Raw genomic sequence first — 26,907 nt, 5'->3', positions numbered from 1 at the left:
GCCGTAACGCATAACCGGGAGGAGACGGTATGACACAGGACGAGAGAGATGAAAGGCGCTGTCGCCATCACCGGCGGCGCATCCGGCATCGGCTTTTCCACGGCGCAGCTGTTGATGGCGCGCGGCTGGCAGCCATGGCTACTGGATCTCAAGCGTGAGGCGCTGGATGCCGCCTGCGAAAAACTTGGCATCGATGCTTCGCGCGGCATCGTCTGCAACGTGGCGGATGAAGCGTCGATAGAGGAAGCTTTCGCCGCCTTGACGGCAGGCGGCACCGATCATGCCGTTGATCTGGTGGCCGTCGTCAACAGTGCCGGCATCGGTATCGACAAGCTTTCCGTCGATACCAGCGTGGAAGAGTTCCGTCGTATCGTTGACGTTAATCTCGTCGGCAGTTTCGCCGTGGCCCGCGCCGCCGCGCGTTACTGGCTGGATCGCGCAATTTCCGGTTCGATCGTCAATATCAGCTCGGTTTCCGGCATGTGCGGCAATCGTGGCCGCAGCGCCTATGGCGCTTCAAAGGGCGGCGTCAATCTTCTGACGATGGTTATGGCAAACGAGCTCGGGCAATCTGGCATTCGCGTCAATGCGATTGCGCCCGGCCCCGTCGATACCCCCCTCACCCAGGCGGTTCATACGGAGAATGTTCGCAGCCAGTGGCACAGCCGCGTTCCCATGCATCGCTATGGCAGGACGGACGAGATTGCCTCTGCCGTGGCTTTCCTTGTGTCGGACGACGCGAGCTACATCAACGGACAGGTGCTGGCCGTGGATGGCGGCTTCATTACCGCAGGGCTTGCGGTATGACGACGATGCCCCCGGAGGGGCTTCCGCGCAGCATCGCCCATCCGGGGCCGGCAACACCCGAACGCTTCCGCGTCGTCGGCTGCCACGCCCACCCTGTCACGCTGAATGCCAAACCCGGTGTCTGCGTCAACCAGGCGATTGCCGAGGCCTTTGTCGAACAGGGTTTCGATGGCGGTTATGTCAGACTGAAAAACGTGCCGATGAAGCGGTTGCACTATGTGATGCCCGCAGCCGCACCCGATGACGCCCATGCCGCCTGGTATAGCGAAACATTCTCCATGCCGGGAGGCACGATCATCGATGCCGGCCTGCATATGGGGCGGCGCGACGGTCGGCCGTTCCTGCACTGCCATGGTTCGTGGAAAAGTACCGAAGGCGTTCTATCCATGGGGCACCTGCTGCCTTTGGAGTCCGAATTTGCCGGGGAAACGCCGCTTGTGGCGCTGGCGCTGAATGGCGCAATTCTGGACGTGCAGAAGGATGAGGAAACCAATTTCCCCCTCTTCACGCCCATCGCGCAGCCGCGCAACCGGAAAGATGCGGGGCTCCGGGCGCTGCTATGCACAGTGCGGCCCAATACCGATATCTGCACGGCGCTTGAAGCCGCCTGCAGACAATTCGACCTGCGGGAGGCCGAGGTCAATGGTATCGGCAGCCTGATCGGCGCGGATTATGAAGACGGAACAAGTCTCACCGCCTATGCCAGCGAAATCCTCATCCGCAATGGCCGCATCCACCCCGCCGCCACGGGTGGCGAACGGGCAATGCTGGATATTGCGATGGTCGATCTTACCACGCAGATCAGCGGCGGGCGGCTGGTGCGCGGCAAAAACCCGGTCTGCGTCACTTTCGAACTGCTTCTGACCGAAAGACAGGGGGCGGCCGCATGAGTTGCGCCGTGCAACTCCACCGCCCGCCTTACCGTACCTCACGCCGCTTGCGGCTTTTCCGCAGGCAACCATTCTTCCAGCGTCACCTCGAAGGTCATGCACACCGGGTTGGCGCCGGCGATGAAGGGACCGCCGTAAACCGCGCCATCGGTATCGGCGACAACGCCGGTCAGCGCGGCGCGCAGGGAGCCATCCGGCTGGGCGCGCACCTCACCGGCAATCGAAACGATTTCAACGGCAGGACCGCTTATCTGCAAAAACGCGCCGCTGCGGGTGCCGAGGCACGCATCCACCAGACTGCCCAGCGCGCCGCGCACGAAGGCGTTGCGGAAACCTTCGGCCAGACACAGTTTCTCGACGCCGAGCACGAGGTCTTCATTGGGCGCAATGCGGGCATAGGCCACGCGGCCCATGGAGCCGGATTCGACAGTGTTATGCGTGTTCATCGGCGCGCTCCGTGCGGTTCCTGGGTTGAAGAAGGGGAATATTGGTTTCGGGATCGAAGGACTGCTGCAGCACGAAACTGTCGAGCGAGGTCACAAGTGCGGAAATGCCGCCTTCTCCGACGATACAGGATTCCGTCAGCAAATGGCCGCCTTTGACCACACCCGCCGCAGTCCGCATGGCGGCATGGCAATGCACGATCGGCTCGCCCTTCATGCTCCGCCCCAGCGTGGCGTTGCCGAAAACCAGCCAGGCCGCCCCGGCATCGATGGGTTTCGTATAGGCGATGACCGCCCTGCCGGAAGGATCGGGTGGGGCCACGCAATAGGACAGGATGTCGAAATAACCGCCGAGAATGGTCAAAGAGGCATTTTCAATGCCGTTTTCGGCCAAAGACCGCACGATGCCATCGTAGAGGCTGCACCCCGGCGCGATGAACAGCCGCATATGGCGCGCAGATGGCGAGCGCAGGCTGTTGATACGCACCGGCGAAGAAATACCGGGGTGTATCAGCGTTCTCGGCCTTGGAAAATGCTGTTGCCGTGTGGGTGCCATGCCTGCTCCTCCCTGCTGCCTGTACCTTGCAGTACGGTACTCAAAGACCAGCCAAAGGTGCTTTCGAATGGCGCCGCCAAAGTGCTCTTCGGAAAACACTTCTTTCGCGAGCGGCCCCACGGACGGCAGATTTTTTTGCGATATATTTCAGGGAGGCCGGCATGACGAAGCCGCTGGACAGAATTGACCGCAAAATATTGCGGGCCCTGCTGGAGAACGGCAGGCTGAGCAATACGGAACTATCGGAAAAGGTGGGGCTGTCGCCCAGCCCTTGCTGGCAGCGCGTCAAGCGGCTGGAAGACGAAGGGGTCATTCGCGGCTATACCGCCATTCTCGATCAGGCCCATCTGGGACTGACCGAGACGGTGATCATCGAGGTCATGCTGGAACGTCACGACGATGAGGTTCTGGAACGTTTCGGTAAAGCCATGGCCGCTCTTCCCGAAGTGCTGGAAGCCTATCTGACAACCGGCGAATATGATTATCTCATCAAGGTGGCGGTGGCGGGAACCGCAGGCTACGAGCAATTTCTGCGCCGCAAGCTTTACAAAATCGAGGGTGTGCGCCATTCCCGCTCCTGTTTCGCACTTAAGTGCCTCAAGCACACATTGTCAGTCGTGCCCGATGCCGAGCCTCCATCTGGCTGAATGGGTCTGACCGGGGACAGGAATGGTACGGTGGAGAGGTTTTTGCACTTTGCCAGCCTTTGAAACCATTCCGACGGGCGGCTTTTTCGTTACGGGCGCAGAAGCAGCGTCACCGACCAGATGACAAAGGCGGCAACCGCGATCTTCCAGCAATCGCCTCTTTTTTTCAGGCCCGGCAGACCAAGCGGCCGGATGATCTGGACCACCATGGCCAGCAGTAAAAAAAGGCCGATCGCCTTCGTCATTTATTGAGCCTTTTCTTTATTTCTGCATCGTCACAGGCTGGACATTTTTACCGTTCACCAGAAGAGTGCAACTCATTCGGGTAACGCCCGTCCTATGACCTGTCCGACCGTCCGTCCGAACGCATGAGAGTGTTTTCATGAGCAGAAATCTTCTACCCGTATTCGCTCTTTTATCCAGCACTCTGTTTCTTTTTCTCGGCAACGGCCTTCAGGGCCTCGTGCTGCCGGTGCGTGGTTCGGCGGAAGGTTACTCCAATGAAATTCTTGGCTTTCTGGGCACCTCCTGGGCAGCGGGCTTCGTCGTCGGTTGCTTTGTCGCGCCTGCCATCGTGCGCCGCGCCGGTCATGTGCGGGCATTCGGGTCCTTCGTGGCGCTGGTGTGCCTGACTGTGCTGATGACCGGCCTTATTATCGATGATACCTCATGGATCGCGCTGCGCGCGCTGACCGGTTTCTGCACGGCCGGAACCTCGATGATCATCGAAAGCTGGCTGAACGAGCGCGCCACCAATGAAAGTCGTGGCATGATCTTCTCGCTTTACATCGCCATCACGCTGCTCGGCGTCGTGGCGGGGCAGATGATCGTGCCGATGGGCGATATCAGCAATACCTCGCTGTTCATGATCTGCGGCATCATCTATTGCATCGCCATTCTGCCGGCGACGCTTTCGAAAGCGGCGAGCCCACAGCCGTTGCAGAAAGTGAAGCTGGATCTGCCGGCCCTTTACCGCAACTCACCGGTTTCCTTCATCGGCATTCTGATGATCGGCATTGCCAACGGCGCTTACGGTACGCTCGGCGCCGTATTCGGTGCGCGGGCAGGGCTGGACCCGACCATGATCGCCATCATGGTGTCCGTCACGATTTTCGTCGGTGCGCTGGCGCAATTTCCCGCAGGCCGACTTTCAGACCGGATAGACCGCCGCTACGTGCTGGCCGGGCTGGCCGGGCTTGGCGCTGTCGCCGGCCTGGCTGTCGCGGTGGTCCAGCCGCATGATGTCTATGTGCTGATTTCGATGATCGCCATTTATGGCGCCGCCGCCAATGCGCTCTATCCCATCGCCGTGGCCCATGCCAACGACTTCGCCGCGTCGGAAGACTTCGTCAAGGTTTCCGGTGGTCTGCTACTGCTTTACGGCATCGGCACCATCATCGGCCCGACGCTCGGCGGCGCGATCATGACCCATTTCGGCCCCTATGCGCTGTTCCTGGTGACGGCTGTGGCGCATCTGCTCATCACCGCCTATGCCATCATCAGAAGCCGCCGGCGCGCAGCACTTTCGACCGAGGAAAAAGACAATTTCTCGACGATGATGCCAACGACGCCCTCACCGCTCGTTACGCCGGAAAGTATTGCGCTTGACCCGCGCGCGCCGCAATATCCAGGCGACGATGGCGACTATGTGGAAAAAGGAGCAGGCATATGAGCCTCTTTGACGATGACCGTCCGCAAAAACCGGCAGCGCATGAGATCGGTGGCGATCTCAGCCTTCTTTCCGTGGACGAGCTGAGCAGCCGTATCGATCTTCTGCAAGCCGAAATCACCCGACTCGAAGAGGAGAGGACACGGAAATCCGCCGGAAGGCAGGCGGCGGAAAATCTCTTCCGATCCTGATGCGCACTGCAGAATAGACACACGACTGCACTTCCGCTGCCGTAAGCTACGGCGCAGCCAGCGCCCGAAAATGAATATTACGGGGCAGTCTTTCGTTTACCATTAACCAAAAATTAAGCTTTCTGAGAGATTACTATACATGTCCAGTTCTTCTGGACCTCAGGCATCTTCTCCATACGGCGAATTGGTCTGATTTTTCTCCCTGTTTTACCTTGAGAGCCGCTTTCGCGGCTCTTTTTTTGCCGCTGGCCGGTTTCCGTAAAACTGTGGGTATTAACCCTTCTTTAATAATTGCCTTGCGCATTTCAGGTAAAGATACCATCCTGAAAACACTAAAGGCCGGAACAAAATATCCGGGTCGTCGTTGCCTGACAGTGTGGTGCGTGAGCAGGGATTTAAAGAAAATGTCGGAACAGGTTTTAAATACCATAAGCTTTGCGGGTCGCGCGGCCGCTTCCAACCAGTTCAAGACCCTCTATACCGAAGGCATGACCCTGGTTGAGGAAACGGCAAGTTATCTCGACGGCGCCGGCCGCGCCGCCTCCAAGGTGCTGCCGCGCATGGCCTCGGTGCTTTATGCGGCGGAATCGATGCGCCTCACCACCCGCCTGATGCAGATGGCCTCCTGGCTGCTTCTGCAGCGCGCCGTCAACAACGGCGAAATGACGCGCGATCAGGTTCTGAACGAAAAGAACAAGGTGCGACTCGACAGCTTCAACGTCGACCGCAACGCACCCGGCTGGAACGACCTGCCGGAGTCCTTCCGCGATCTTATCGAGCGCTCGCTGCGTCTCCAGAACCGCATCGCCCTGCTCGACCGCGAAATCTATCGCCCGTCCGAAGCCGCCAAGGTTCCGGACAATGAAAACAGCGTGCAGGCGCAGCTCAACCTTCTGCGCGCGGCTTTCTCGATCAACTGAGAAAAGACGACCTTATCCGGACAATTTGAAAAGCAGGCTCACCGGCCTGCTTTTTTCTTTTGCGTGCTACGCGGGCGCGGGCGCCATCGCCGAAAAATGGCAACAAAAAGCCCGGAAAAACCGGGCTTTTTTAAACGATCCGTCCGCAAGAGGATCAGAGGCCGAGGCCGCCGAAACGCTTGTTGAACTTGGAAACGCGACCACCGCGGTCCATAAGCTGCTGGTTGCCGCCCGTCCATGCCGGATGGGACTTGGGGTCGATTTCAAGGTTCATGACGGCGCCTTCCGAACCCCAGGTAGAGCGGGTTTCGTATTCGGTGCCATCGGTCATGACCACCTTGATCGTGTGATAATCGGGATGGATATCAGCCTTCATGACAATCTTCCTGGTTAAGTGACGTGCGGTCCATTTGCCGCAATTGCGTCAACTGAGCCATTTCAATAAATGAAGCCATAGACCAGATGGGCTATGGCTTCCCAATTCGATGCGGAGCCTATACATGAAGGTCGCCCAGATAACAAGAGCCTGCTATCCCCTTGTGAAAGGAGATGGCCAAAGGGGCGGAAATTTTACCGTACACCGGAAATTCACCCGCAAAAGGCCCAAAACGGCAGGGAATGAGGAGCATAGAGGACGTGGCAGACATTGACGAGCAGAAAGCGGCGAAACAAAGAAGCCTGAAGCCGCTTCTTGGCCTGTTTCCCTATCTCCGGCGTTATCGCGGCCTGATGGCGGCCGCCCTTTTCGCTCTCGTGCTTTCTTCCGCCACGACACTTGCCTTGCCGCTTGCCGTGCGCCGCATCATCGATCACGGATTCCAGACGCCGGATGGCGGCATGATCAACAGCTATTTCGCCATGCTTCTGGCGATTGCCGTTGTCCTCGCTCTCGCCAGCGCCATGCGTTATTATTACGTCATGACAATCGGTGAAAGGGTCGTCGCCGATCTGCGCCGCGATGTCTTTGCCCATCTCACCACCCTGTCGCAGCAGTTTTTCGATAGCAATCGATCGGGCGAACTCACCTCGCGGCTAACCGCCGATACCGTGCAGATTCGCTCGGCTTTTGGCTCGTCCGCCTCGGTGGCGCTGCGCAATATCATCATGTGCTGCGGTGCTGTGGCAATGATGATCTATACCAGCCCCGGCCTTTCCGGCCTTGCGCTGCTTGCCATTCCCTTCATCGTTTTTCCGCTGATCGCCTTCGGGCGCTCGGTTCGCGCCCGCTCCCGCACCACGCAGGACACATTGGCCAATTCCGCGGCCTATGCTTCCGAGACGATTGCGGCGAGCCGCACCGTGCAGTCCTTTAATGCCGAGGTGCTGGCAAATGCCCGTTATGGCGCCTCCGTGGAAGCCGCCTATCAGGGCGCACGCGCCGCCATCGGCGCCCGCTCCATCCTCACCGCCGTCGCCATTGCGCTGGTCTTCGGCAGCGTCGTCGGCATTCTCTGGTATGGCGCGCAAAGCGTGCTGTCGGGCACTATGACGGCCGGTACGCTCGGCCAGTTCGTGCTTTATTCGGTCATCGCGGCAAGCGGTCTCGGTCAGCTCTCGGAAGTCTGGGGTGAACTGGCGCAGGCGGGTGGCGCGGCGGAACGGCTTTCCGAACTGCTGAACGAGCACTCGCCCGTCGCGGAACCCACCTCGCCCGTCGCCATGCCGCAGCCGCCGCGCGGCGAGGCGGAATTCGAGAATGTCGATTTCGTCTATCCGCTCGCGGCAGGACGGCCGATCGTTTCCGGCCTCTCCTTCAAGGTCAGCGCCGGCGAAACCGTCGCCATCGTCGGACCTTCCGGTGCCGGCAAGAGCACGGTCTTTTCGCTGCTGATGCGCTTTTACGATCCGCAGCAGGGCCGCATCACCGTCGATGGCACGGATATTCGCGATGTTACCCTTGCCGATCTGCGCGCACGGCTGTCCATCGTGCCGCAGGATGTGGCGATATTCGCCTCCTCCATCCACGACAATATCGCCTTTGGCCGACCTGACGCGACACGCGAGGAAGTGCGCGCCGCCGCCATCGCCGCACAGGCCGACAGCTTCATCGAACGTCTCACCGAAGGATATGATACGCAGGTGGGTGAACGCGGCGTGACGCTTTCCGGCGGCCAGCGCCAGCGCATCGCCATCGCCCGCGCCATTCTGCGCAATGCGCCAATTCTGCTGCTGGACGAAGCCACCTCGGCGCTGGATGCGGAAAGCGAAACGCTGGTTCAGAAGGCGCTCGATGAGTTGATGAAAACCCGCACCACCATCGTCATCGCTCACCGCCTCGCCACCGTGCTGAAGGCTGACCGTATTCTGGTGATGGATGAGGGCCGTATCATCGAAGAAGGCACGCATCAGAGCCTCATTCGCCAGAACGGCCTTTATGCGCGGCTTGCCCGGCTGCAATTCCAGACCGGGCCGGACGAATTGCGCGCCCAGGCCTAGGTCACGCCAGCACTCTGCGCCCCGCAACGCGGCCCGAAAACAGGCAACCGCCAAGGAATGTGCCCTCCAGCGCATTATAGCCATGCATGCCGCCGCCACCGAAACCCGCCACTTCGCCGGCGGCATAAAGGCCCGGAACCGGCGCGCCGGCAGCATCCAGCACCCTTGCTTCAAGATCGGTGTGAAGGCCGCCAAGCGTCTTGCGCGTCAGCACATGCAGTCGCACCGCAATCAACGGCCCCATTGCCGGATCGAGCAACCGGTGCGGTTTTGCCGTCCGCATCAACCGGTCGCCGAGATAACGGCGCGCGCCATGGATGGCCGTTACCTGCGCATCCTTGCTGAAACCGTTTTGGATTTCGCGGTCGCGCGCTTCTATCTGCCGGCGGATATGGTCTATATGCAGCCGGTCGTCGCCGCTGATGGCATTCATCGCCGTCACGAGTTCTTCGAGCGTATCCCGAACGGCGAAATCTTCGCCGCGTTCCATGAAGGCACGCACCGATCCCGGCGGTTCCTTGCCCAGCCGTTTGAGCAGCAGCCTTATATCCTTGCCGGTCAGATCAGGATTCTGCTCCGAGCCTGAAAGCGCAAATTCCTTTTTGATGATCGCCTTGGTCAGAATGAACCAGCTATGGCCGCTGCCGCGTTCGCCCAGCATTTTTAGCGTGCCGAGCGTATCGAAACCCGGCATGGCGGGGGCGGCGAGGCGGTTTCCATCCGCATCGCACCAGAAGGACGAGGGGCCGGGCAGGATCCGGATACCGTGACCCGGCCAGATCGGATCGTGGTTCTTCACGCCCTCGGTGTAATGCCACATGCGGTCACGGTTGATGACGGCTCCGCCGGCGGTTTCCGTAATGGCGATCATGCGGCCATCCACATGCGCGGGAACACCGCAGACCATGCTGGCAGGAGGCTGGCCCAGCCGTTCCACCGGCCAGTTGCGCCGCACCAGTTCCTGATTGCCGCCGATGCCGCCGGAACTGACGATGACCGCTGCAGCGGCGAAGATAAAATCGCCCTGCTCTTCCCGGCTGCTCTCCTGCCCGCGCTGCACCGGGTCGGACGCTAGAATCGCACCCGAAACGCCGGTCACCCGGCCGTCGGCGATCTCCAGACGATCAACCCGGTGGCGAAAGCGAAAAGTCAGCCGGCCGGTTGCCGCCATGGCCTTCGCCTTTCGGATGAAAGGTGCAAGTACGCCCGGACCCGTGCCCCAGGTTACATGGAAACGCGGAACGGAATTGCCATGGCCATGGGCGAGGCTGCCGCCGCGCTCGGCCCAGCCAACAATGGGAAACCAGCGCACGCCCATGCGGTGCAGCCATTCGCGTTTCTCACCGGCAGCAAAATCGAGATAGGCCTGCGCCCAGTGGCGCGGCCAATAATCCTCCGGACGGTCGAAACCAGCCGAACCGAACCAGTCCTGTCTTGCAAGATCGAGACTGTCTCGCACCCGCATCCGGCGCTGTTCGGGACTATCGACGAAAAACAGACCGCCCAGCGACCAGAAGGCCTGCCCGCCAAGGTTCTGCTCGCCCTCCTGATCCACGACGCAGACGCTGAAACCCCGCTCAGCCGCCTCGGTTGCCGCCACCAGCCCGGCAAGCCCCGCGCCGACAACGATCACATCATAGCCTTCCATCAGCCCCTCCCAGATATGACGGAATTACTTTTACGCGAACGTAAATTTACTTTCATCAGAAGGCAACCGCGATGACGCGGTCCGCAATTTCAGCGCTCGGTAAGCTTGAGTTCGATACGGCGGTTCTGCTGCCGTGCTTCCGGCGTATCGCCTTCGGCAATCGGCTGATATTCGCCGAAACCGGCGGCGACCAGCCGGTTTGCCGGCACGCCCTTGGAGATCAGGAATTTCACCACCGAGGTGGCGCGGGCCGAGGAAAGTTCCCAATTGTCCCGGTAACGGCCGGAACCGGAAAGCTGGACATTATCCGTATGGCCATCCACGCGCAGCACCCAGTTGATCTCCGCCGGAATTTCCTTGGCGAGATCGAGTAGCGCGACAGCCAGCTTCTCCATCTCCGCCTGCCCTTCCGGGTTGAGTTCATTGCCGCCGGAAGGGAAGAGCACTTCGGACTGGAAGACGAACCGGTCACCGACGATGCGGATGTTTTCGCGGTCCGACAGGATTTCGCGCAGCCGCCCGAAGAAGTCGGAGCGATAACGGTTCAGTTCCTGCACCCGCTGCGCCAGCGCAACATTGAGGCGGCGGCCAAGATCGGCGATCTTGACCTGAGAAGAGGCGTCCTTGGCTTCCGATGCCTGAAGCGCGGCTTCCACGGAAGCGATCTGCGCTCTCAGCGCCGCAATCTGCTGGTTGAGCAATTCGATCTGTGCGGAGGCGCGGGAATTGGCCTGCCGCTGCTCGTCCAGCTCACCGGTCAGGCTGCCGATCCGGGCATTGGCATTCGCATTGCTACCAGATCCCGCATCGAGAAGCGCCTGCAGCCGGGAACGCTCGTTTTCGGATGCGGCAAGGGTGGATTGCAGGCTCGCGAGCGCGTCCTCAATATCCTGCTTGTTGCCTTTTTCCATGGCCAGAAGTTCGGTCAGTTCGGCAATCTGGCTGTTGAGGCGTGTCAGCACCTCGTCCTTGCCGGTGATTTCCCGCGACAGAACGAATTGCGCCAGCACGAAGACCGTGAGCAGAAACATGATGGCCATGAGCAGCGTCGACAGCGCATCGACGAAACCCGGCCAATAATCCACACCCCTGTCGCGGCGGCGGTTGCGCGCAAGCGCCATGGCTACTCGCTCCCGTTATCGTGCCGGGTGCGTCCGGAAGATTTCGTGTCGCTGTCGATCCGCGCTGACAGCCGGTCGAGCGTGCGGCGGAGCGATTTCGATTCTTCCTGCTGCGCTTCGATCCAGTCTCGCAACATCTGCTGTTCGCTGCGCATGTTCTTGACCAGGCCCTGAATGCCTTCGGCAAGGCTGGTCATGGCCGCAAGCGAACGCTCGGTGCTGACCACGGCGCCGGGTTCACCCTTGAACTCCCTCGGCCCTTCCGTCGTATCCGTCACCGAGGAAAGCCAGTTTTCAAGCTGGGTATAGAAACGGTTCTGGGCGCGACCGGCCTGAAGATCGAGGAAGCCGAGAATCAGCGAACCCGAAAGACCGAGCAGCGACGAGGAAAAGGCCGTTCCCATGCCCGCCAGCGGCGCGGTCAGGCCGGCCTTGAGGGAGCCGAGAATATCGTTGCTGTCGCCGGCGCTCGGATCGAGCGACTGGATGACATTGCTGATGGCGCCAATGGTGCCGATCAGGCCCCAGAAGGTGCCGAGCAGGCCGAGAAACACCAGCAGACCGACGAGATAACGCGATGTGTCACGCGTCTCATCGAGGCGCGTCGCGATGGAATCGAGGATCGTCCGCTGCGTAACGGCAGAAAGCCGGACTTCGCCGCGCTTGCCGATCAGCGTGCTCATCGGCGCAAGCAGCTTGGGCGCACGGCCGACCTTTTCGACGCTGCCGGCAGCGCGAAAGGCATTGAACCAGCGAACTTCGGAACGCAGGCTCATCGTCTGCGTGAACACCAGAATGATGCCGATGGCCAGCACGCCGAGAATGAAGCCGTTGAGCCCCGGATTGGTCATGAAGGCGGTGTGTGCCTGCCGGTAAAGAATGGCCGCCAGGAAGCCCACGAGGATCAGAAACAGAACCATCGTCCAGAGAAACGGTGTCGGGCTGGACAGCTTGTGGCTGTATTGCCGTGTGGTCACCGGTTTCTCGACGCCAAGATCGAGCAGCTCCGAATCCGCCATAACGTTCGCATTCCCTCTGGTCAGCTATCCAGCGGAAGCTATTTGAAAATTGCGACGATTTGAAGCGAAAAGCCGGTCTTTCGTCACAGGCGTTTCACGAAAACAGCCTTGAACCGGATGACGGAAAGCAAAAACACCCGGCGAATATTCGCCGGGCGTCTAAAACTTGCAGAAAACGGCAGGTTTTCCGCCGAAAACCAATCAGCGGCCCGGAATGGGACGGTTGGCGACCTCAACGAGCGCCTTGTGGATATATTCATTGCCGGCAGCGACGGAGCTGCTGCCGAAGATATCCGTGCCGCCCTTGATGTCTGAGGCGAAACCGCCGGCTTCACGAATCAGCACCAGACCTGCCGCCATGTCCCAGGGCGAAAGATCGGCTTCCCAGAAACCGTCGAGACGGCCAGCGGCGACATAAGCGAGGTCGAGCGAAGCCGCACCCATGCGGCGGATGCCGGCTGCCTCACCCATGACGTGGCGAAGTTCAACCAGGAACTTGCCGTGATTGCCGCGGCCGAGATGCGGCACGCCGCAGCCGATGACGCAATCGGTCAGCGCCTTGCGCGCAGCGACGCGGATGCGGCGATCGTTGAGGAACGCACCGCCGCCGCGCTCGGCAGTGTAGAGTTCGTCGGTGGCCGGATTGAAGATCACGCCTGCGACGACTTCACCGTTACGCTCGAGCGCGATGGAAACCGCGAAATGCGGAATGCCGTGCAGGAAGTTGGTGGTGCCATCCAGCGGATCGACGATCCAGCGATGTGCGCCGTCCGTGCCCTTTTCCTCGCCGCCTTCTTCACCCAGGAAGTCATAGGTCGGGCGGGCCTTCATCAGCTCATCGCGCACGATCTTCTCGGCTTTCAGGTCCGCCTGCGAGACGAAATCGCTCGGTCCCTTGACCGAGACCTGAAGGTTCTGCACTTCACCGAAGTCACGCGACAAAGACTTACCCGCCTTGATGGCGGCCTGAACCATGACATTGAGAAGGGCTGAACGGGCCATCGATGTTGTTTCCTGGAAAGCTTGCGAACCGCCCGGAAGCTCACCGGGCAGGCACGTCATTATTTTCTTGAATTGAAAGTTTGCGGTTCAAGACCACAAAACGCGCGGAAATTCAAGGCAAAAAGCCCATGGGTCAGCGTCAGCGTGGCAAGACCACCCTTCCATCACGTCGGGCGGAAACGATTTGCGGCCTCAATCGCCTTCTTCTGCTGCTCGTCGGTAATGCCGAGATAAAAGTCCTCGAGAGACGGATCCTTCAGCCCGGCGCGGCGGGAAAGCACATACCATTTGGCCGCTTCGACCGGATCCGGCCGGGTGCCGAGCGCCTGAATGTAAAGATGCGCCACCTTGTTCTGCGCCACGACATTGCCGCGCTGTGCCGCGCCGTAGAGCCAGCGGAAGCCTTCATCCAGATTGCGCTCGCCGCCAAAACCATTGACCAGCCAGATGCCGAGATCGACCTGCGCGGTATCGTATCCAGCCTTTGCGGCCCGTGTCAGCCAGTCCCGCGCCTTTGCCTTCTTCTCGGCCGGCACATCCTTGAGCGACCAGTAAATCTGCGACACCGCATATTGCGCATCGGCAATGCCCTGTTCCGCGGATTTCTCATAGAACGGCAAAGCCATCAACAGGCCCTTGGCGCCGGGATTTTCCGAAACCAGTATCTGACCCCAGTTGAACTGGGCAGAGGCGTTGCCGGCTTCCGCCGCACGGCGCATGAAGTCGTCGGCCTTCGCCTTGTCGCGGGTGACGAATTTGCCTTCCATCAGGATCAGGGCGAATTTGAACATGGCCACGGGATCGCCACCCTGAGCCGCCTGCTGGTACCAGAAAGCAGCGGTCTTCTCGTCACGGGCGATGCCCAGACCACGCGACATCATTTCCGCCACCAGCGTCTGGGCGGCTGCGTCACCGTTCTGCGCGCGGTTCAGCGCCTTGTCGAGCGCCTGCACATATTCGCCGCGCTGGAAATGCCCGTAAGCTTCGTCCACCCGGCCCTTGAATTCCTTTTCAGGCGGCAAGGCCGGCAATTCCGCGCCCATACGCTGATAGACATTCACGCCTGCCGACGGCTGCAAGTCCTTCTGCTCTTCGGATTGCACCCGGCCCTGACGGGTCGGTTGAGCCTCATTTTCCAGCTGGCGGGACAGTGCATTGCTTTCGCTCTGCGGCCCGGACTGGGCAAAAGCGACACCTACCGGCGCGCCGAAAGCGAGTGCCAGCAGTGAAACGGAAAGGCAGAGGTGAACCGAGCGCATGATCATCGCCTGTATCAACCGTCAAACCGTGGCGCTTTTTCGTCAAGCAGGGCGTTGATTTCAGAAACGGCCTGGGCAGCGCCAGTAGCATTATCGAAAACGCCGCTGCGCATCGCCACGAACTCCACACCGGTTTCCGCCACGGCAACCACCGAGGAAATATCCGTACCACCCATGACGATGGCCGGGATTTCGATCATCGAGGCCCACCACTCGCCAAGCGCCAGGTTTTTGGGGTGCGCTTCCGGCTTGATGTCGCCTTCGAGCTTTCCGAAAAACACATAATCCGGATTGGCCTCGCCCTGCTCCAGCGCCTTGTGACGGTCATCCGCATTGCCGCCGCCGACGATGAGCTTCGGCGTGAATTTTTCCACGGCCTCGGCAAGCGCCTCGGCATTGCCAGCCACATGCAGACCGTCCGCCTTCACGCGACCGGCAACGCGGCTGTCACCGGCGATGAGCGCTGCCGCACCTGCCTTCTGGACAACCGGCACGATCAGCTCGGCGCGTTTCTGGAAAGCGGCGTCATCCAGACCATATTGCGGAATGATGACGGAAGCGACATCGCCGCCCCGCAATGCGTCTTCCACCTCTGTCGCCTGCTTTTGCGCGTCGTCCGATTGCGGAACGATCAGGACAAGGCGGCAACGATCTTCAACTAGGGTCATCGGTTCGTCCATTTCAGACAGAAGACGCTTACCGCGCAATCTGCACTCGTTTTCATATGACAAATCCGATAAACCGGACCGGCGAAAGGATCAACCGTCCATCCATGCTCACCGATTTTCATTTTTATCTCGTCGCCATCCCCGCAGTCGTGCTCGTCGGCCTTTCCAAGGGCGGGCTGGGCGGTGCTCTCGCCCTTATGGGCGTGCCGTTGATGGCGCTTGCGGTATCGCCGGTGCAGGCGGCGGCCATCTTCCTGCCGATCCTGATCGTCATGGATATCGTGGCGCTTTTTGCCTGGCGGCATCACAACCACCGGGAAACGCTCCTCATCATGCTGCCGGGCGCAATCGCCGGTATCGCGCTCGGCTGGGCGACCTCGAGCCTCATTTCCGCGGACGCCATGCGCCTCGTCGTCGCCTCTGTCACGATCCTGTTCGTGCTGCGTTATTTCCATGAGAGCTTCAAAAGCCGCAAAGGCCAGGAAATTCCGGCCAAGCCGCAAAGACCGGCGGCTGCGACCCTCTGGTCCAGCCTGTCGGGTTATGCCAGTTTCGTGGCACATGCGGGCGGTCCGCCCTTCCAGATCTATGTTCTGCCGCTGAAGCTCGATCCAAAGACCTATACCGGCATGAGCGTGCGCTTCTTCGCCATCATGAATGCGATCAAGCTCATTCCCTATTTCGCGCTCGGCGCGCTGGACGCCACCAACCTCAAGACATCGGCAAGCCTGCTGCCGGTGGCGATGCTGGCGACGCTTGCCGGCGCCAGGGTGGTGAAATATCTGAAACCGGCCGTGTTTTACCCACTCATGTATGCCATGGCGCTGATTGCGGCGCTTAAACTGCTGTGGGACGGACTGCCGTTCTAAATCCGACAATAAAAAAGCTCTGGCAGCAGGTTTTCGCCGCCAGAGCTCGAAAGGCTCAGACCGTCGACCCTTCATTCATCGAGGGTCGACGGTCTGGCATAAATCAATGTCTTGTCGAGGCCTTGAGCCTCTGCAGTTCATCCTTCAGGCGCAGTTTTCGACGTTTAAGGTCCGCGATCTCTCTATCGTCAGACGACGGGGAAGCAAGAATACTTTCGAGCTCCTCCTCCAGAGCACCGTGTTTCTTTTCGAGCGATGCAATATGAGCCTGAATGGTCATGCGGCACGTCCTTCCTTTTTGAACCTACCTCCAGCTCTCCATCGCTGGAGTTTCAGGTTTGCGACGACAATGTGACACGGATCGACCGGCTTGTCGAAGGCGAAATGAAGGCAATAAGTGGGCAATTTGGTCGCAAGGGATAACTTCCCGTTACCGCGATTTGATGATAGAGCCTCCAGAACGATGACATACGCGCCGGACACTCTCCGGCTGGCATAAAATGGGGATGACGAGATGCCCGATCAGGACCAGGCGGACATCAGGCTCACGCTGGCGCGGCTGCGCCAGGAGCATGAGGATTATGACGCGGCGATCAACGCGATGATCCAGACCAGCTGCGATGCGCTGAGAATACAGCGCATGAAAAAGAAGAAGCTGGCCGTCAAGGACAAGATGACCCAGCTCGAAGACCAGGTCATTCCCGATATCATCGCCTGAGCCCGGAGAGATTACGTGACAGCAGAAACGCCCCCCGTCGCCATCATCATGGGCAGCCAGTCCGACTGGGAGACCATGAAGAACGCCGCCGATACGCTGGATGCGCTCGACATCGAATACGAAGCCCGCATCATTTCCGCCCACCGCACCCCGGACCGGCTTTATGACTTCGCCAATGGCGCGAAGGACGAAGGCTTCAAGGTCATCATCGCCGGTGCGGGCGGCGCCGCCCATCTGCCGGGCATGACGGCTGCCATGACGCCGCTTCCGGTGTTTGGCGTTCCGGTGCAATCCAAGACCATGTCCGGTCAGGACAGCCTCTATTCCATCGTGCAGATGCCCGCCGGCATTCCGGTCGGCACGCTCGCCATCGGCAAGGCTGGCGCGATCAATGCGGCCCTTCTTGCCGCCGCGGTGCTGGCGCTGAGCGACGAGGACCTCGCCGACCGGCTGGATGCCTGGCGTGCGCGCCAGTCTGCGGCTGTCGCGGAATATCCCATGGACAGCGCCCAGTGACGACAGAAGTGATGGCAAAGACGACCGACCTGACCATCGGCATCATCGGTGGCGGGCAGCTTGGGCGTATGCTGGCGATGGCCGCAGCCCGTCTCAACCACCGTACCATCGTACTGGAACCGCAGGCCGATTGTCCGGCTGCGCAGGCCTGCAACGAGCAGATCGTGGCGGAATATGACGATGAAAACGCGCTTGCGGAACTCGCGAGCCGTTGCGATGTCGTGACCTACGAATTCGAGAACGTGCCTGTCGCGGCCGCCGAAAAGCTCAGCCTCTCCGTTCCCGTCTATCCGCCTCCGAAAGCGCTCAGCGCCTCGCAGGACCGGTTGACGGAAAAACGCTTCCTCAACGGCTGCGGCATCCCAACTGCCGATTTCCGCGCGGTGGATAGCCAGGAAGAGCTGGAGGCCGCATTAGCCGCCTTCGGCGGTAAGGGCGTGCTGAAAACCCGCCGCATGGGTTATGACGGCAAGGGCCAGCGTCTTTTCCGCGGTGGGGAAGACCTCGCAGGCGCTTTTGCGGCGCTCGGCGGCGTGCCGCTGATTCTCGAGAGCTTCATCTCCTTCGAGCGGGAAATTTCGATCATTGCCGCCCGTTTCCTGGATGGGTCCGTCACCTGTTACGATCCCGCCGAGAATGTCCATCTGAACGGCATTCTGCACACATCAACCGTTCCGGCAGCGCTCTCCAATGCCGCGAAAGCGGTCGCCGTCGAGTCGGCAGAGAAGCTTCTGGCGGCGCTCGATTACGTCGGCGTCATCGGCATCGAATTCTTTGTCCTGCCGGATGGTTCGCTGGTCGCCAATGAAATGGCGCCGCGCGTTCACAATACGGGCCACTGGACGGAGGCGGCCTGCGTGATCTCGCAGTTTGAACAGCATATCCGGGCCGTATCGGGCCTTACCCCCGGCAGCACGGATCGCCATTCGGATTGCGTCATGACCAACCTGATCGGCGACGACATCGATGATGTACCGGCATGGCTGTCGAAAAAAGACTGTCTCGTACATCTCTACGGCAAGACGGAAGCAAGGCCGGGCCGCAAGATGGGCCATGTGACCGAGCTTTTGCGCACAGGAAAAGCCTAGTCTTTTAAGGCAAAGACACGGGCAAGTGTTGACAGGCAGGGCTCAAACGGGTATCTGCCTGCCAACCGAAAAGAGCGCGCCCCGTTGCGCGCTTTTGATTGTTTGAATAAGCACGGCAGAAACCGTGCAAAACTGCGGACCAGTAAAATGAAGATCAAGAATTCGCTTAAAGCGCTTAAGGCCCGTCATCGCGATAACCGCCTGGTTCGCCGCAAGGGCCGCGTCTACATCATCAACAAGCAGAACCCGCGCTTCAAGGCTCGTCAGGGCTGATTGACTGCGACTGCGGTTCGCGATCAAGCTCGCGGATCACTTTGTTGACAGAGTAGAAGTTTGCATTTGATATTGGGCGCAGTCGGGTTAAGCTTTAACCCATGCGCCCAAATCGTTTTTGCACGGCTATCATCCTCGCCCAGGGCTTCCTGTTTTCAAGCCTCCCGCTTCCGGGAATGGCTGCCATTGCCCATGCGGCGGACGGGCAACCGGCTGCTGTTGCGGACGCCGCGCCTTCACCCGCCAAGACGATCGACACGCTTTTCGCATCGCTGAAAAAAGAACGGAATGCGGTCAAGGCGCGCAGCATCGCCAATCAGATCGCCTCGGAATGGAATGATTCCGGCAGCGCGACGGTCAACCTGCTGATGCAATGGGCGGGCGAAGCCGCAGACGAAAAGCGCAACGCCGCCGCTTACGATTTTCTCGACCAGGTCATTTTGCTCGATCCGGACTATGTGCAGGCGCCCTATCGCCGCGCCATGGTGCATTTTGCCGATGGCGACACCCGCAAAGCGATGGCGGATATCAACCTGACGCTGGAAAGGGAACCGCGCTATTTCCCGGCGCTGGCAAGCCTTGCCAACATCCTCGAAGCCTCGGGCCGCGAGGAGCTGGCGCTGAAGGCCTGGGAACGTTATCTGGCGCTTTACCCCGCCGACAAGGACGCCCGCAAGGAGGCCGTCGACCTTTCGGAAAAGTTGGCCGGCACGCGCGGCTGAATTCGCAAGATGCTCAAACAAAAATCGCCGCAAAAGCGGCGATTCTTCATTGAGGCGTTTCCAGCCGATCATTCCATGCCGAGCGCGGCCATATAGGTCTGGAGAATCGTTTCTTCCTCGATGCGCTCATTGGCATCCTTCTTGCGCAGGCGGATGATGGTGCGGATCGCCTTGGTGTCGTAACCACGGCCCTTCGCCTCGCCCATGACATCCTTGATATCACCCTGAATGGCGGCCTTTTCTTCTTCGAGACGCTCGACGCGCTCGATGAACTGACGCAGTTCTGCGGCGGCGACGGTTTCGGTGGTGCTGGTATCGTCCATCATATCATCCTTCATTGGCGGCCCGCATGCGAGCCTTGTTCATTATATCCGGGCGAAGCCTTCGCCGGTCGCTGCCGGCGGGCAGCAGAATTCCGGCCTGTGAACTGCCCACTGAAAGGCGTCGCGTCAAGTCGTTTCCGTCGATCGGGGTTATTCCCTGGGCCTGTTCTGCTCAAAGGCGGCTTTCTGGGCATCACTCGCCTCCGCCTGATATTTTTCCTTCCAGTCATCATAGGGCATGCCGTAGACGACTTCCCGGGACTCTTCCTTGCTGAGCGGAACACCGGCCTCCTCGGCCGCCTCCCGGTACCAGTTGGAAAGGCAGTTGCGGCAAAAGCCGGCGAGATTCATCAGGTCGATGTTCTGCACGTCGTGACGTTCGCTAAGGTGCCGCACGAGACGGCGAAATGCCGCCGCCTCGAATTCGACCTGCCGATTGTCGTTTTCATTCGTCATGGCAAAACTCCAGGCTCAATAGGGGCCGGTGCGGGAGGCGAACAGCTGATATTCATGCAGGACGGGATCGTCGTTCATTGCGGCGAAAATGGGAGCGAGCCGGTCCGACCATTCGGCGATCCCCTCTTCATTCGCGATCAGATCCTGCCGAACCTCGAGAAGCGCATGCGGTATGCCCTTCATCATGCAATGGCGATACATGGTATCTCCCTTGAGCGCCCCGTCATAGGGTTCGTTGTCACCGACGAGGATGTCGCCCGTGGCCCGCAGATGCGCCAGAAGCGGATCGACCGCGCGATGATCCGTATCCCACAGAACCGCCGCATGCCACGGCCGCGGCGTTTCCTTCCAGAACGGCGTATAGGAATGCAGCGACAGAACCAGCGGCGCTTCTTCCGAGGCCTCGGCCACGCCGGTCAGCACACGGTCCACGGCATTGTGATAGGGCCGGTGGAAAATCTCGATCCGCCTCTGCCATTCCTCGTCCGAAATCGGATGGTTGCCGGGGATGATCGCCCCGTCCGAAATCTTCATGATGAGAGTGGGATCATCCTCGCCGCGATTCGGATCGATCAACAGCCGGGAAAACCGCCCGAGCACCGCCGGCACGCCAAGGCGCGCGGCAAGTGAGCGCGTCAGCCCCTCTATACCGATATCAAATGCGATATGGCGATGAAAAGCGGTTTGCGGAAGGCCAAGTTTGCCGTAGTGTGCCGGCAGGAGGTTCATGGCATGGTCCGCCAGAAGAACCATGCCTTTGTCATAATCGCCTTCTATGATTTCATAGGGTATGAAGTCGTTCATCGATGATTTTCTGGGGCAGGATTGAGGAGAGAAGCTTGATGGCATGGCTTGAGGCCGGGCGCAAGTTGCGGCGAAAGAACAGCCATCTACCTTATCGCACTCACGATCCCACGAACAATATAATCGATTAAAATCGCGTTGACTTTCTTGGGCGGCCACGCCAAGAAGTGTGTTCATTATAACCATGGAATCCGGATGGAAGCCGTGACTCAGTCATCTCTCGCTCTTCCTCGCCACTTTCGGCATATCACCCGTCTTTTTTCCGCAGCGGCATTGTTTCTGACCCCGTTCATGATTGCGGCGCCCGCGCATGCGGATTTTCGCGTGTGCAACAGCACGCAGAACCTCGTGGGGGTCGCAATCGGCTACCGGGCACAGGAGGGCTGGGTCAGCGAAGGCTGGTGGCAGGTCCCCTCCTCGACCTGCGCGACGCTGATCGAGGGTGAGCTGCAGTCACGTTATTATTATCTCTATGCCGAAGATGCCGCCCATGGCGGCCGCTGGACCGGTGACGTCAACATGTGCGTGGCGGAAAACGAGTTCAAGATCAACGGCGTGGACGATTGTTTTGCCCGCAGCTTCCAGAGAATGGGTTTCAAGGAATATGACACGGGCAGACAGGGCAGCTGGATGGTCCAGCTCTCCGATACGCCAGGCACACAGGGAAATCAAAACTGATGAAGCGTAACCGCAAAGTCAAAATTCTTGCAACTCTCGGCCCGGCCTCTTCCGAAGAGGCGATGATCGAGAAGCTGCATCTTGCTGGCGCAGATCTTTTCCGGATCAACATGAGCCATGCGAGCCACGACGTGATGCGGACGCTCATTCAGCGTATCCGTTCCGTCGAGAGCCGTACCGGCCGCCCCATCGGCATTCTGGCCGACCTGCAGGGTCCCAAGCTGCGCGTCGGAAAATTCGCCGAAGGCAAGGTCGAACTCGTTCCAGGCCAGACCTTCACGCTGGACAATAACGAGACGCCCGGTGACAACACCCGCGTTTTTCTTCCCCATCCGGAAATTCTCGAAGCGGTCAAGCCCGGGCATCGCCTGCTGATCGACGACGGCAAGCTGCATCTGCGCGCTGAAAAGAGCGACGGCAAAAGCATCGTCACCACCGTCATTTCCGGCACCCGCATTTCCGACCGCAAGGGCATCAGCCTGCCGGATACGCTGCTCGGCGTCGGCGTTCTGACCGACAAGGACCGCGTCGATCTCGACGCCGTTCTCGCCACCGGTGAAGTCGACTGGGTGGCGCTTTCCTTCGTCCAGCGCCCGGAAGACCTTGCGGAAGTTCGCAAGATCGCACGTGGCCGCGTCGGCCTGATGTCCAAGATCGAAAAGCCGCAGGCTGTCGAGCGCATCGAAGAAATCATCGAGCTTTCCGACGCGCTGATGGTCGCCCGTGGCGATCTCGGCGTCGAAATGCCGCTGGAAGCCGTTCCGGGCATCCAGAAGCAGCTGACCCGCGCCTGCCGCCGCGCCGGCAAACCGGTCGTGGTCGCCACGCAGATGCTGGAATCGATGATCACCGCGCCTGTGCCGACCCGCGCCGAAGTCTCCGACGTCGCCACCGCCGTCTTCGAAGGCGCAGACGCCATCATGCTTTCTGCTGAATCCGCCTCCGGCGACTACCCGGTCGAAGCAGTTTCCACCATGGCCTCCATTGCGAGCACCGTGGAGCAGGACCCCTATTATTCCAATATCATCTATGCGCAGCGCGCCCAGCCGGAACCGACCGGCGCCGACGCCATTTCGCTTGCCGCCCGCCAGATCGCCGAAACCCTGAAGCTTGCGGCAATCGTCACCTATACGTCCTCCGGCACGACCGGTCTGCGCGCCGCGCGCGAACGGCCGCAGGTTCCGATCATCGCGCTGTCGCCGATCATCCAGACCGCCCGCCGCCTGTCGGTCGTCTGGGGCCTGCACTGCGTCGTCACCGGCGATGCCAGCGACCTCGACGACATGGTGAACCGCGCTTGTCGCATCGTGGTTTCCGAAGGCTTCGGCAAGCCGGGCGATCGTATCATCATCTCCGCAGGCGTGCCGCTCGGCACCCCCGGCGCAACCAACATGGTACGCATCGCCTATATCGGCTCGGACGGCCAGAGCGGCGTGTAAAGCTTCAATATCCCGCATAAAAAAACCCGCCGGTAACGGCGGGTTTTTTGTTGGCCTCTCGGCCGTCTTATATGAAAACAGGCTCAGTGCATCTTCACCGGTGTGCTGAAGCGGCTGGATTCGATGGCCACTGCACCGGGCTTGAAGCTCGCCGAGGTCGCGGAAGCCGACATGTCGTTGCTGAGCATGCGGTTGGCGACAACACGCGGCGCCTTTACCGAGCGTCCGGTCGTGCCCTTGTTCTGGTTAAGCGCCCAATCCGAAATCAGATCCTGCGTCAGGCGTCCACCACCCACCATGGCCTGCTGGGAAACGGCGGCATCCTGCCTGCTCGGGCGCGAACCCTTGGTCGGCATGCCGGCGCTGAGGCCGCCATTGATGGCCGGCTTCAGGTCGAAAGCATCACCGAAGCCAGCCTGCGGTTCGGCCTTGGCCGTTTCGGCGGGTGCGACGGTAACCTTGTGGTTGACGGCGGCCGGGAATGGCGCGGCTGTCGGCATGGCAGCCGACTGGACCTGCGATCGGGCAGCCTGGCCGCTCTGTTCAAGAGCGGCAACCACCGTCGGCGAAAGCGTATCCTCCTGCGCCTCGGCGAGATCGTCCTCACCTTCTGGATCGGCATTGGCCGCCGCCAGCAGGGCTTCCGCCACGGCCGGCCGATTGGCGGGAACCGGAACAGAGGCAAGTTCACCGCTCGCAGCCGGTGTCGCACCATCTGTGGAAGCCGTCAGGGTCGATCCTTCCGCATCACCTCTCATGCCACGGGGCCCGAGAAGTGTGGGCACCGGCACGGATACTTCAGCCAGATCGGCAAATTGCTGGCGCTCGGCCGGCGCGGAAGCCGGGGTCGGCGTGGTCGCTGCCTGCAGGGCATCCTGTGCGGCATTGCGGGCCGGCGAATAAAGCGCGGTCGCAAGGCCTGTATTGGCCGGAGGCTGGTTACCGAAGGCGGGACGAGCCGTCGGCAGCGGCGCATCGTTCACGCCGGGAAGCGCCTGTGCCGAAGCAACTGCAATGGTGGGTTCAGGCTCGGGAGCCGCCTGCTGCGGCGCCGCCGGACGGGCGACAGCCGGGCGTTCTGCGGGCTCCGGCGCTGCGATGCTATCGGGATCTTCATCCTCGTCGCCGCCACCGCCAAAGAGCGCCTGCAACAGGGTCTTGCGCTTGCCGCCGCCAGATGAGGCAGGGCCGGCACCGGCACTGGAAGCAACCTGAATGGAGGAGGAGCTGACGCGCTTCTTGTAATCGGCAAGCGCCTGCTCATAACCGGGAAGCGGCTTGCCGTCGGAAGGAAGATGCAGCGTATTGCCGTTCGGGAAGATGCGGACGAGTTCCTGGCGGCTCATGCGCGGCCAGGCGCGAACGCCGCCGACATCCATGTGCACGAAGGGAGAGCCCGACGTCGGATAGAAACCGACGCCACCGATCTGCATCTGCATACCGATTTCACGAAGGCGGGCAAGCTTCACACCGGGGATATAAAAATCCATGGCCTTGCCGAGCATGTGCTGGCTTTTTTCCGCGACACCCTTGGTGCGCGTCCGCAGCAGACCGTTGGTCTCCGGCGAGCGGAAGGCCGAAACGACGTTGATATAGTCGGTCGCGCCACTGCGGCGATAAACTTCCCATACAAGATCGAAAAGGCGCGGATCCATGCGTGTCGGCTGGTTGCGACGCCAGTCGCGCAGGAACCGGTTCAGCTCCTGCAGACCTTTCTGGTCATATTTTCCATTGCGCTTGAAGGTGATGACCGCCTTCTCGCGTGTATGGATATAATACAGTTTGAGGCTGCGCGTCTCGGCGGCGGCTTCCGTCGCCGAAACACCTACGAAAGGCATTGCGGCGAGCATCAGGCAGGCAAAGGTGACAGCGCGCGCCGACAGCTTCGTGCATATATCCTTGATCAAGCCGCGCGCGATCTTGGTCGAAAGCGCGTTATTCCGATGCAGATATGGCAATTCGATCCCCGCCTGGAAGACAATTTCTGTCACATTGCCTCAAATGAACGTCAAATACGGTGACACGATGGCAAAATTGCCACACACATACAACCTTCCTCTACATAGTGAATCAGCCACTAACAAGAGGTTTATAGACGGTAAGCGGATATCCTTGCTCAGAAGTTAACGAATTTGCGATCTGCCTTCGAATACGCGGTCTCTGCCTTCAGGCTGCATCTCGAAGGGGATCGTCGGGATCAATGCCATAATCCTTCAGCTTGCGATAAAGCGTCGAGCGGCCGATGCCGAGCTTTCTGGCGACCTGGCTCATCTGCCCGCGATAGAAGCGCAAAGCGAAACGGATGAGTTCTTCCTCGATTTCTGCCAGTTTGCGGATATTGCCCGACTCATCCATGCTGGAGATCAGGTTTCCGCCCCGATAGATGGTGGTGGAAATATCCGACGGCTCCTCGATGACGGCATGGCTTTCGGCAGCCGCCGCGGAGGGCGGTGAATAGGCCGCTAGCTTCAGCGACGCTCCTGAAGGCGCACGGATGAGATCATCCGCATCATCGCCGGTTGAAAATTCCGGCAGCTGCAGCGCGATCTGCGGAAAATCGGAATCTGACAGTTCCTCGCCCTGCGACAACACCACGGCGCGGAAAACGGCGTTTTCAAGCTGGCGGATATTGCCCGGCCAGTCATAGGCCGTCAGCAACGCCAGCGCGCTGGCATTGAGGCCGACGGGATTGGGCAATTTCTGCTCCGCCGAAAAGCGCTCGGCGAAAACCCGCGCCAGATGGGGAATGTCTTCCTTGCGGCGGCGCAGCGCCGGAATGGTGATCGGAAAGACGTTGAGGCGATAATAAAGGTCTTCGCGGAAGCGGCCTTCCTTCACCTCCTCGATGAGGTTCTTGTTGGTGGCGGAGATCAGCCGGACATTCACCTTCTGCACCCGTGCGGAGCCGACGGTTTCGATTTCGCCCTGCTGGACCGCGCGGAGCAGCTTTACCTGCACGTCTAGCGGCAGATCGCCGATTTCATCGAGGAACAGCGTGCCGCCATCCGCCTCCATGAACTTGCCTACATGTTTTTCCGTAGCACCCGTGAAGGCTCCCTTCTCATGGCCGAAGAGAATGCTTTCCACCAGATTATGGGGAATGGCGCCGCAATTGACTGTTATGAAGGGCTTGTTCGCCCTGTCGCCGGCCGACTGGATGGCCCGGGCGACCATTTCCTTGCCCACGCCGGATTCACCTTCCAGCACCACGGGGATGCTCGACTGGGCGGCACGCTGCGCGAGCTCAATGACCCTCAGCATTGCGGGGCTTGCGGAAACGATATCGGTAAAATTCACTGCATTGCTCCGTCCGCGCCTTCCCGTGCGGGCTTTTGCCTCTCTCCTGTCGAGCTTGAGCGCATTGGAGATGGCGGCGCCGATCCTTTCCGGCGAGACCGGCTTCACAACGAAATCGAAGGCGCCGGCGCGCATGGCCTGCACGACGGTATCGATGCCGCCCTGCCCCGTCTGTACAATGACGGGAACATCGGTGCCGAGTTCGCCGACGGCCTTCAGAAAGGTAAGCCCGTCCATTTCCGGCATCATCAGATCAAGGACGACGACATTGATCTCGCCACTATATTGCTTGAGCAGTTCCAGCCCCGCCTTGCCGTTTTCGGCAAGCAAGGCGAGATGCCCATAACGTTCCACCGCATTTTTGAGCAGGCGGCGCTGGACGGGATCATCGTCTATCACGAGAACATGCGCGGTCATTTTTAGCTCCGGTTTCCGGTTTATGGACCTG

General features: G+C 60.2%; 31 protein-coding genes. 15 read left to right on the top strand and 16 right to left on the bottom strand.

The window, feature by feature from the left end:
- Positions 1-48 precede the first annotated feature (48 nt).
- Positions 49-807 carry an SDR family NAD(P)-dependent oxidoreductase gene (locus tag O3W47_RS06145; RefSeq protein WP_269313239.1) on the top strand — a complete coding sequence of 253 codons (759 nt, stop codon included), beginning with the start codon at positions 49-51 and terminating at the stop codon, positions 805-807.
- Positions 804-1,697, top strand: a complete 894-nt coding sequence (locus tag O3W47_RS06140) for a PCC domain-containing protein (RefSeq protein ID WP_269313238.1) — start codon at positions 804-806, stop codon at positions 1,695-1,697. Before O3W47_RS06145 ends, O3W47_RS06140 begins: the two co-directional genes overlap by 4 nt.
- A 38-nt stretch (positions 1,698-1,735) precedes the next feature.
- Here the strand turns inward: O3W47_RS06140 and O3W47_RS06135 are convergent, their stop codons facing one another.
- Positions 1,736-2,143 carry a PPC domain-containing DNA-binding protein gene (locus O3W47_RS06135; protein ID WP_003520351.1) on the bottom strand — a complete coding sequence of 136 codons (408 nt, stop codon included), beginning with the start codon at positions 2,141-2,143 and terminating at the stop codon, positions 1,736-1,738.
- The gene (locus tag O3W47_RS06130; protein WP_168208187.1) at positions 2,130-2,696 is read right to left on the bottom strand and encodes a DNA-binding protein; all 567 of its coding nucleotides are present in this window, start codon (positions 2,694-2,696) and stop codon (positions 2,130-2,132) included. The genes O3W47_RS06135 and O3W47_RS06130 overlap by 14 nt, the downstream gene beginning before the upstream one ends.
- A gap of 161 nt (positions 2,697-2,857) precedes the next feature.
- Here O3W47_RS06130 and O3W47_RS06125 point away from each other — a divergent pair, with 161 nt between their 5' ends.
- The gene (locus tag O3W47_RS06125; RefSeq protein ID WP_059755818.1) at positions 2,858-3,343 is read left to right on the top strand and encodes an Lrp/AsnC family transcriptional regulator; all 486 of its coding nucleotides are present in this window, start codon (positions 2,858-2,860) and stop codon (positions 3,341-3,343) included.
- Positions 3,344-3,432: 89 nt separating this feature from the next.
- Here O3W47_RS06125 and O3W47_RS06120 read toward each other — a convergent pair whose 3' ends face one another.
- Positions 3,433-3,588, bottom strand: a complete 156-nt coding sequence (locus O3W47_RS06120; protein ID WP_003520354.1) for a hypothetical protein — start codon at positions 3,586-3,588, stop codon at positions 3,433-3,435.
- Between the two features lie 137 nt (positions 3,589-3,725).
- On the opposite strand from O3W47_RS06120, the gene O3W47_RS06115 reads away from it, so the two are divergent.
- The 3 genes from O3W47_RS06115 (at position 3,726) to rcdA (ending at position 6,123) form a co-directional block, all read left to right on the top strand.
- Positions 3,726-5,015 carry an MFS transporter gene (locus O3W47_RS06115; protein WP_035262904.1) on the top strand — a complete coding sequence of 430 codons (1,290 nt, stop codon included), beginning with the start codon at positions 3,726-3,728 and terminating at the stop codon, positions 5,013-5,015.
- Positions 5,012-5,203, top strand: coding sequence for a DUF1192 domain-containing protein (locus tag O3W47_RS06110; RefSeq protein ID WP_003506186.1), 192 nt, complete (start codon positions 5,012-5,014; stop codon positions 5,201-5,203). Before O3W47_RS06115 ends, O3W47_RS06110 begins: the two co-directional genes overlap by 4 nt.
- A 404-nt stretch (positions 5,204-5,607) precedes the next feature.
- Entirely contained in the window at positions 5,608-6,123 is a 516-nt protein-coding gene (rcdA, locus tag O3W47_RS06105; protein ID WP_269313237.1) for a protease adaptor protein RcdA, read from the top strand.
- 154 nt (positions 6,124-6,277) lie between these two features.
- On the opposite strand, the gene rpmE is transcribed toward rcdA, so the two are convergent.
- Entirely contained in the window at positions 6,278-6,499 is a 222-nt protein-coding gene (gene rpmE / locus O3W47_RS06100) for a 50S ribosomal protein L31 (RefSeq protein ID WP_003497640.1), read from the bottom strand.
- 260 nt (positions 6,500-6,759) lie between these two features.
- Here rpmE and O3W47_RS06095 point away from each other — a divergent pair, with 260 nt between their 5' ends.
- Positions 6,760-8,559: an ABC transporter transmembrane domain-containing protein gene (locus tag O3W47_RS06095; protein ID WP_269313236.1), complete on the top strand. Its 1,800-nt coding sequence runs from the start codon at positions 6,760-6,762 to the stop codon at positions 8,557-8,559.
- A 1-nt stretch (position 8,560) separates the two neighbouring features.
- On the opposite strand, the gene O3W47_RS06090 is transcribed toward O3W47_RS06095, so the two are convergent.
- The 6 genes from O3W47_RS06090 to O3W47_RS06065 form a co-directional block, all read right to left on the bottom strand.
- Positions 8,561-10,207: an FAD-binding dehydrogenase gene (locus tag O3W47_RS06090; RefSeq protein ID WP_269313235.1), complete on the bottom strand. Its 1,647-nt coding sequence runs from the start codon at positions 10,205-10,207 to the stop codon at positions 8,561-8,563.
- An 89-nt stretch (positions 10,208-10,296) separates the two neighbouring features.
- A complete protein-coding gene (locus O3W47_RS06085; RefSeq protein WP_003520358.1) occupies positions 10,297-11,328 on the bottom strand; it encodes a peptidoglycan -binding protein in 1,032 nt (343 codons plus the stop codon).
- 2 nt (positions 11,329-11,330) lie between these two features.
- A complete protein-coding gene (locus O3W47_RS06080; RefSeq protein ID WP_003520359.1) occupies positions 11,331-12,347 on the bottom strand; it encodes a hypothetical protein in 1,017 nt (338 codons plus the stop codon).
- A 201-nt stretch (positions 12,348-12,548) separates the two neighbouring features.
- On the bottom strand, positions 12,549-13,349 hold the full coding sequence (locus O3W47_RS06075; RefSeq protein WP_035262908.1) for an inositol monophosphatase family protein: 801 nt from the start codon (positions 13,347-13,349) through the stop codon (positions 12,549-12,551).
- A gap of 164 nt (positions 13,350-13,513) precedes the next feature.
- Positions 13,514-14,614, bottom strand: a complete 1,101-nt coding sequence (locus tag O3W47_RS06070) for a tetratricopeptide repeat protein (protein ID WP_162936878.1) — start codon at positions 14,612-14,614, stop codon at positions 13,514-13,516.
- An 8-nt stretch (positions 14,615-14,622) separates the two neighbouring features.
- The gene (locus O3W47_RS06065) at positions 14,623-15,276 is read right to left on the bottom strand and encodes a thiamine phosphate synthase (RefSeq protein ID WP_269313234.1); all 654 of its coding nucleotides are present in this window, start codon (positions 15,274-15,276) and stop codon (positions 14,623-14,625) included.
- Between the two features lie 104 nt (positions 15,277-15,380).
- On the opposite strand from O3W47_RS06065, the gene O3W47_RS06060 reads away from it, so the two are divergent.
- On the top strand, positions 15,381-16,145 hold the full coding sequence (locus O3W47_RS06060) for a sulfite exporter TauE/SafE family protein (RefSeq protein ID WP_137453632.1): 765 nt from the start codon (positions 15,381-15,383) through the stop codon (positions 16,143-16,145).
- 103 nt (positions 16,146-16,248) lie between these two features.
- On the opposite strand, the gene O3W47_RS06055 is transcribed toward O3W47_RS06060, so the two are convergent.
- Positions 16,249-16,425, bottom strand: a complete 177-nt coding sequence (locus tag O3W47_RS06055; RefSeq protein ID WP_003506164.1) for a YdcH family protein — start codon at positions 16,423-16,425, stop codon at positions 16,249-16,251.
- Positions 16,426-16,659: 234 nt separating this feature from the next.
- On the opposite strand from O3W47_RS06055, the gene O3W47_RS06050 reads away from it, so the two are divergent.
- From O3W47_RS06050 to O3W47_RS06030, 5 genes are all read left to right on the top strand, one after another.
- The gene (locus O3W47_RS06050) at positions 16,660-16,863 is read left to right on the top strand and encodes a YdcH family protein (protein WP_003497661.1); all 204 of its coding nucleotides are present in this window, start codon (positions 16,660-16,662) and stop codon (positions 16,861-16,863) included.
- Positions 16,864-16,911: 48 nt separating this feature from the next.
- A complete protein-coding gene (gene purE / locus O3W47_RS06045) occupies positions 16,912-17,379 on the top strand; it encodes a 5-(carboxyamino)imidazole ribonucleotide mutase (RefSeq protein ID WP_035236741.1) in 468 nt (155 codons plus the stop codon).
- An 11-nt stretch (positions 17,380-17,390) separates the two neighbouring features.
- Positions 17,391-18,467 carry a 5-(carboxyamino)imidazole ribonucleotide synthase gene (locus O3W47_RS06040; RefSeq protein ID WP_269313233.1) on the top strand — a complete coding sequence of 359 codons (1,077 nt, stop codon included), beginning with the start codon at positions 17,391-17,393 and terminating at the stop codon, positions 18,465-18,467.
- Positions 18,468-18,614: 147 nt separating this feature from the next.
- Entirely contained in the window at positions 18,615-18,740 is a 126-nt protein-coding gene (gene ykgO, locus O3W47_RS06035; protein WP_003497670.1) for a type B 50S ribosomal protein L36, read from the top strand.
- A gap of 101 nt (positions 18,741-18,841) precedes the next feature.
- Positions 18,842-19,462, top strand: a complete 621-nt coding sequence (locus O3W47_RS06030) for a hypothetical protein (protein ID WP_269313232.1) — start codon at positions 18,842-18,844, stop codon at positions 19,460-19,462.
- Positions 19,463-19,530: 68 nt separating this feature from the next.
- Here the strand turns inward: O3W47_RS06030 and O3W47_RS06025 are convergent, their stop codons facing one another.
- From O3W47_RS06025 to O3W47_RS06015, 3 genes are all read right to left on the bottom strand, one after another.
- The gene (locus O3W47_RS06025) at positions 19,531-19,788 is read right to left on the bottom strand and encodes a DUF2312 domain-containing protein (protein WP_020812069.1); all 258 of its coding nucleotides are present in this window, start codon (positions 19,786-19,788) and stop codon (positions 19,531-19,533) included.
- Between the two features lie 147 nt (positions 19,789-19,935).
- Complete coding sequence (locus O3W47_RS06020) at positions 19,936-20,241, bottom strand: DUF1244 domain-containing protein (protein ID WP_269313231.1); 306 nt, start codon at positions 20,239-20,241, stop codon at positions 19,936-19,938.
- A 15-nt stretch (positions 20,242-20,256) separates the two neighbouring features.
- Complete coding sequence (locus tag O3W47_RS06015; protein ID WP_020012241.1) at positions 20,257-21,045, bottom strand: N-formylglutamate amidohydrolase; 789 nt, start codon at positions 21,043-21,045, stop codon at positions 20,257-20,259.
- A 291-nt stretch (positions 21,046-21,336) separates the two neighbouring features.
- Between O3W47_RS06015 and O3W47_RS06010 the strand changes: the two genes are divergently transcribed.
- Both O3W47_RS06010 and pyk read left to right on the top strand, forming a co-directional pair.
- The gene (locus O3W47_RS06010) at positions 21,337-21,723 is read left to right on the top strand and encodes a DUF1036 domain-containing protein (protein ID WP_020012242.1); all 387 of its coding nucleotides are present in this window, start codon (positions 21,337-21,339) and stop codon (positions 21,721-21,723) included.
- Positions 21,723-23,162 carry a pyruvate kinase gene (gene pyk / locus O3W47_RS06005; RefSeq protein ID WP_080819531.1) on the top strand — a complete coding sequence of 480 codons (1,440 nt, stop codon included), beginning with the start codon at positions 21,723-21,725 and terminating at the stop codon, positions 23,160-23,162. The genes O3W47_RS06010 and pyk overlap by 1 nt, the downstream gene beginning before the upstream one ends.
- Before the next feature lie 83 nt (positions 23,163-23,245).
- Here the strand turns inward: pyk and O3W47_RS06000 are convergent, their stop codons facing one another.
- Together O3W47_RS06000 and O3W47_RS05995 are read right to left on the bottom strand one after the other, a co-directional pair.
- Complete coding sequence (locus tag O3W47_RS06000) at positions 23,246-25,153, bottom strand: DUF882 domain-containing protein (RefSeq protein WP_269313229.1); 1,908 nt, start codon at positions 25,151-25,153, stop codon at positions 23,246-23,248.
- A 175-nt stretch (positions 25,154-25,328) separates the two neighbouring features.
- Complete coding sequence (locus O3W47_RS05995) at positions 25,329-26,876, bottom strand: sigma-54-dependent transcriptional regulator (protein ID WP_060726963.1); 1,548 nt, start codon at positions 26,874-26,876, stop codon at positions 25,329-25,331.
- Positions 26,877-26,907: the final 31 nt, after the last annotated feature.

Origin of the sequence: Agrobacterium sp. LMR679, from assembly GCF_027157905.1 — a bacterium.
GTDB classification, from domain to species: domain Bacteria; phylum Pseudomonadota; class Alphaproteobacteria; order Rhizobiales; family Rhizobiaceae; genus Agrobacterium; species Agrobacterium leguminum.
Note: the sequence above shows the minus strand (reverse complement) of the source record. Positions and strands in the feature narration are given on the sequence as shown.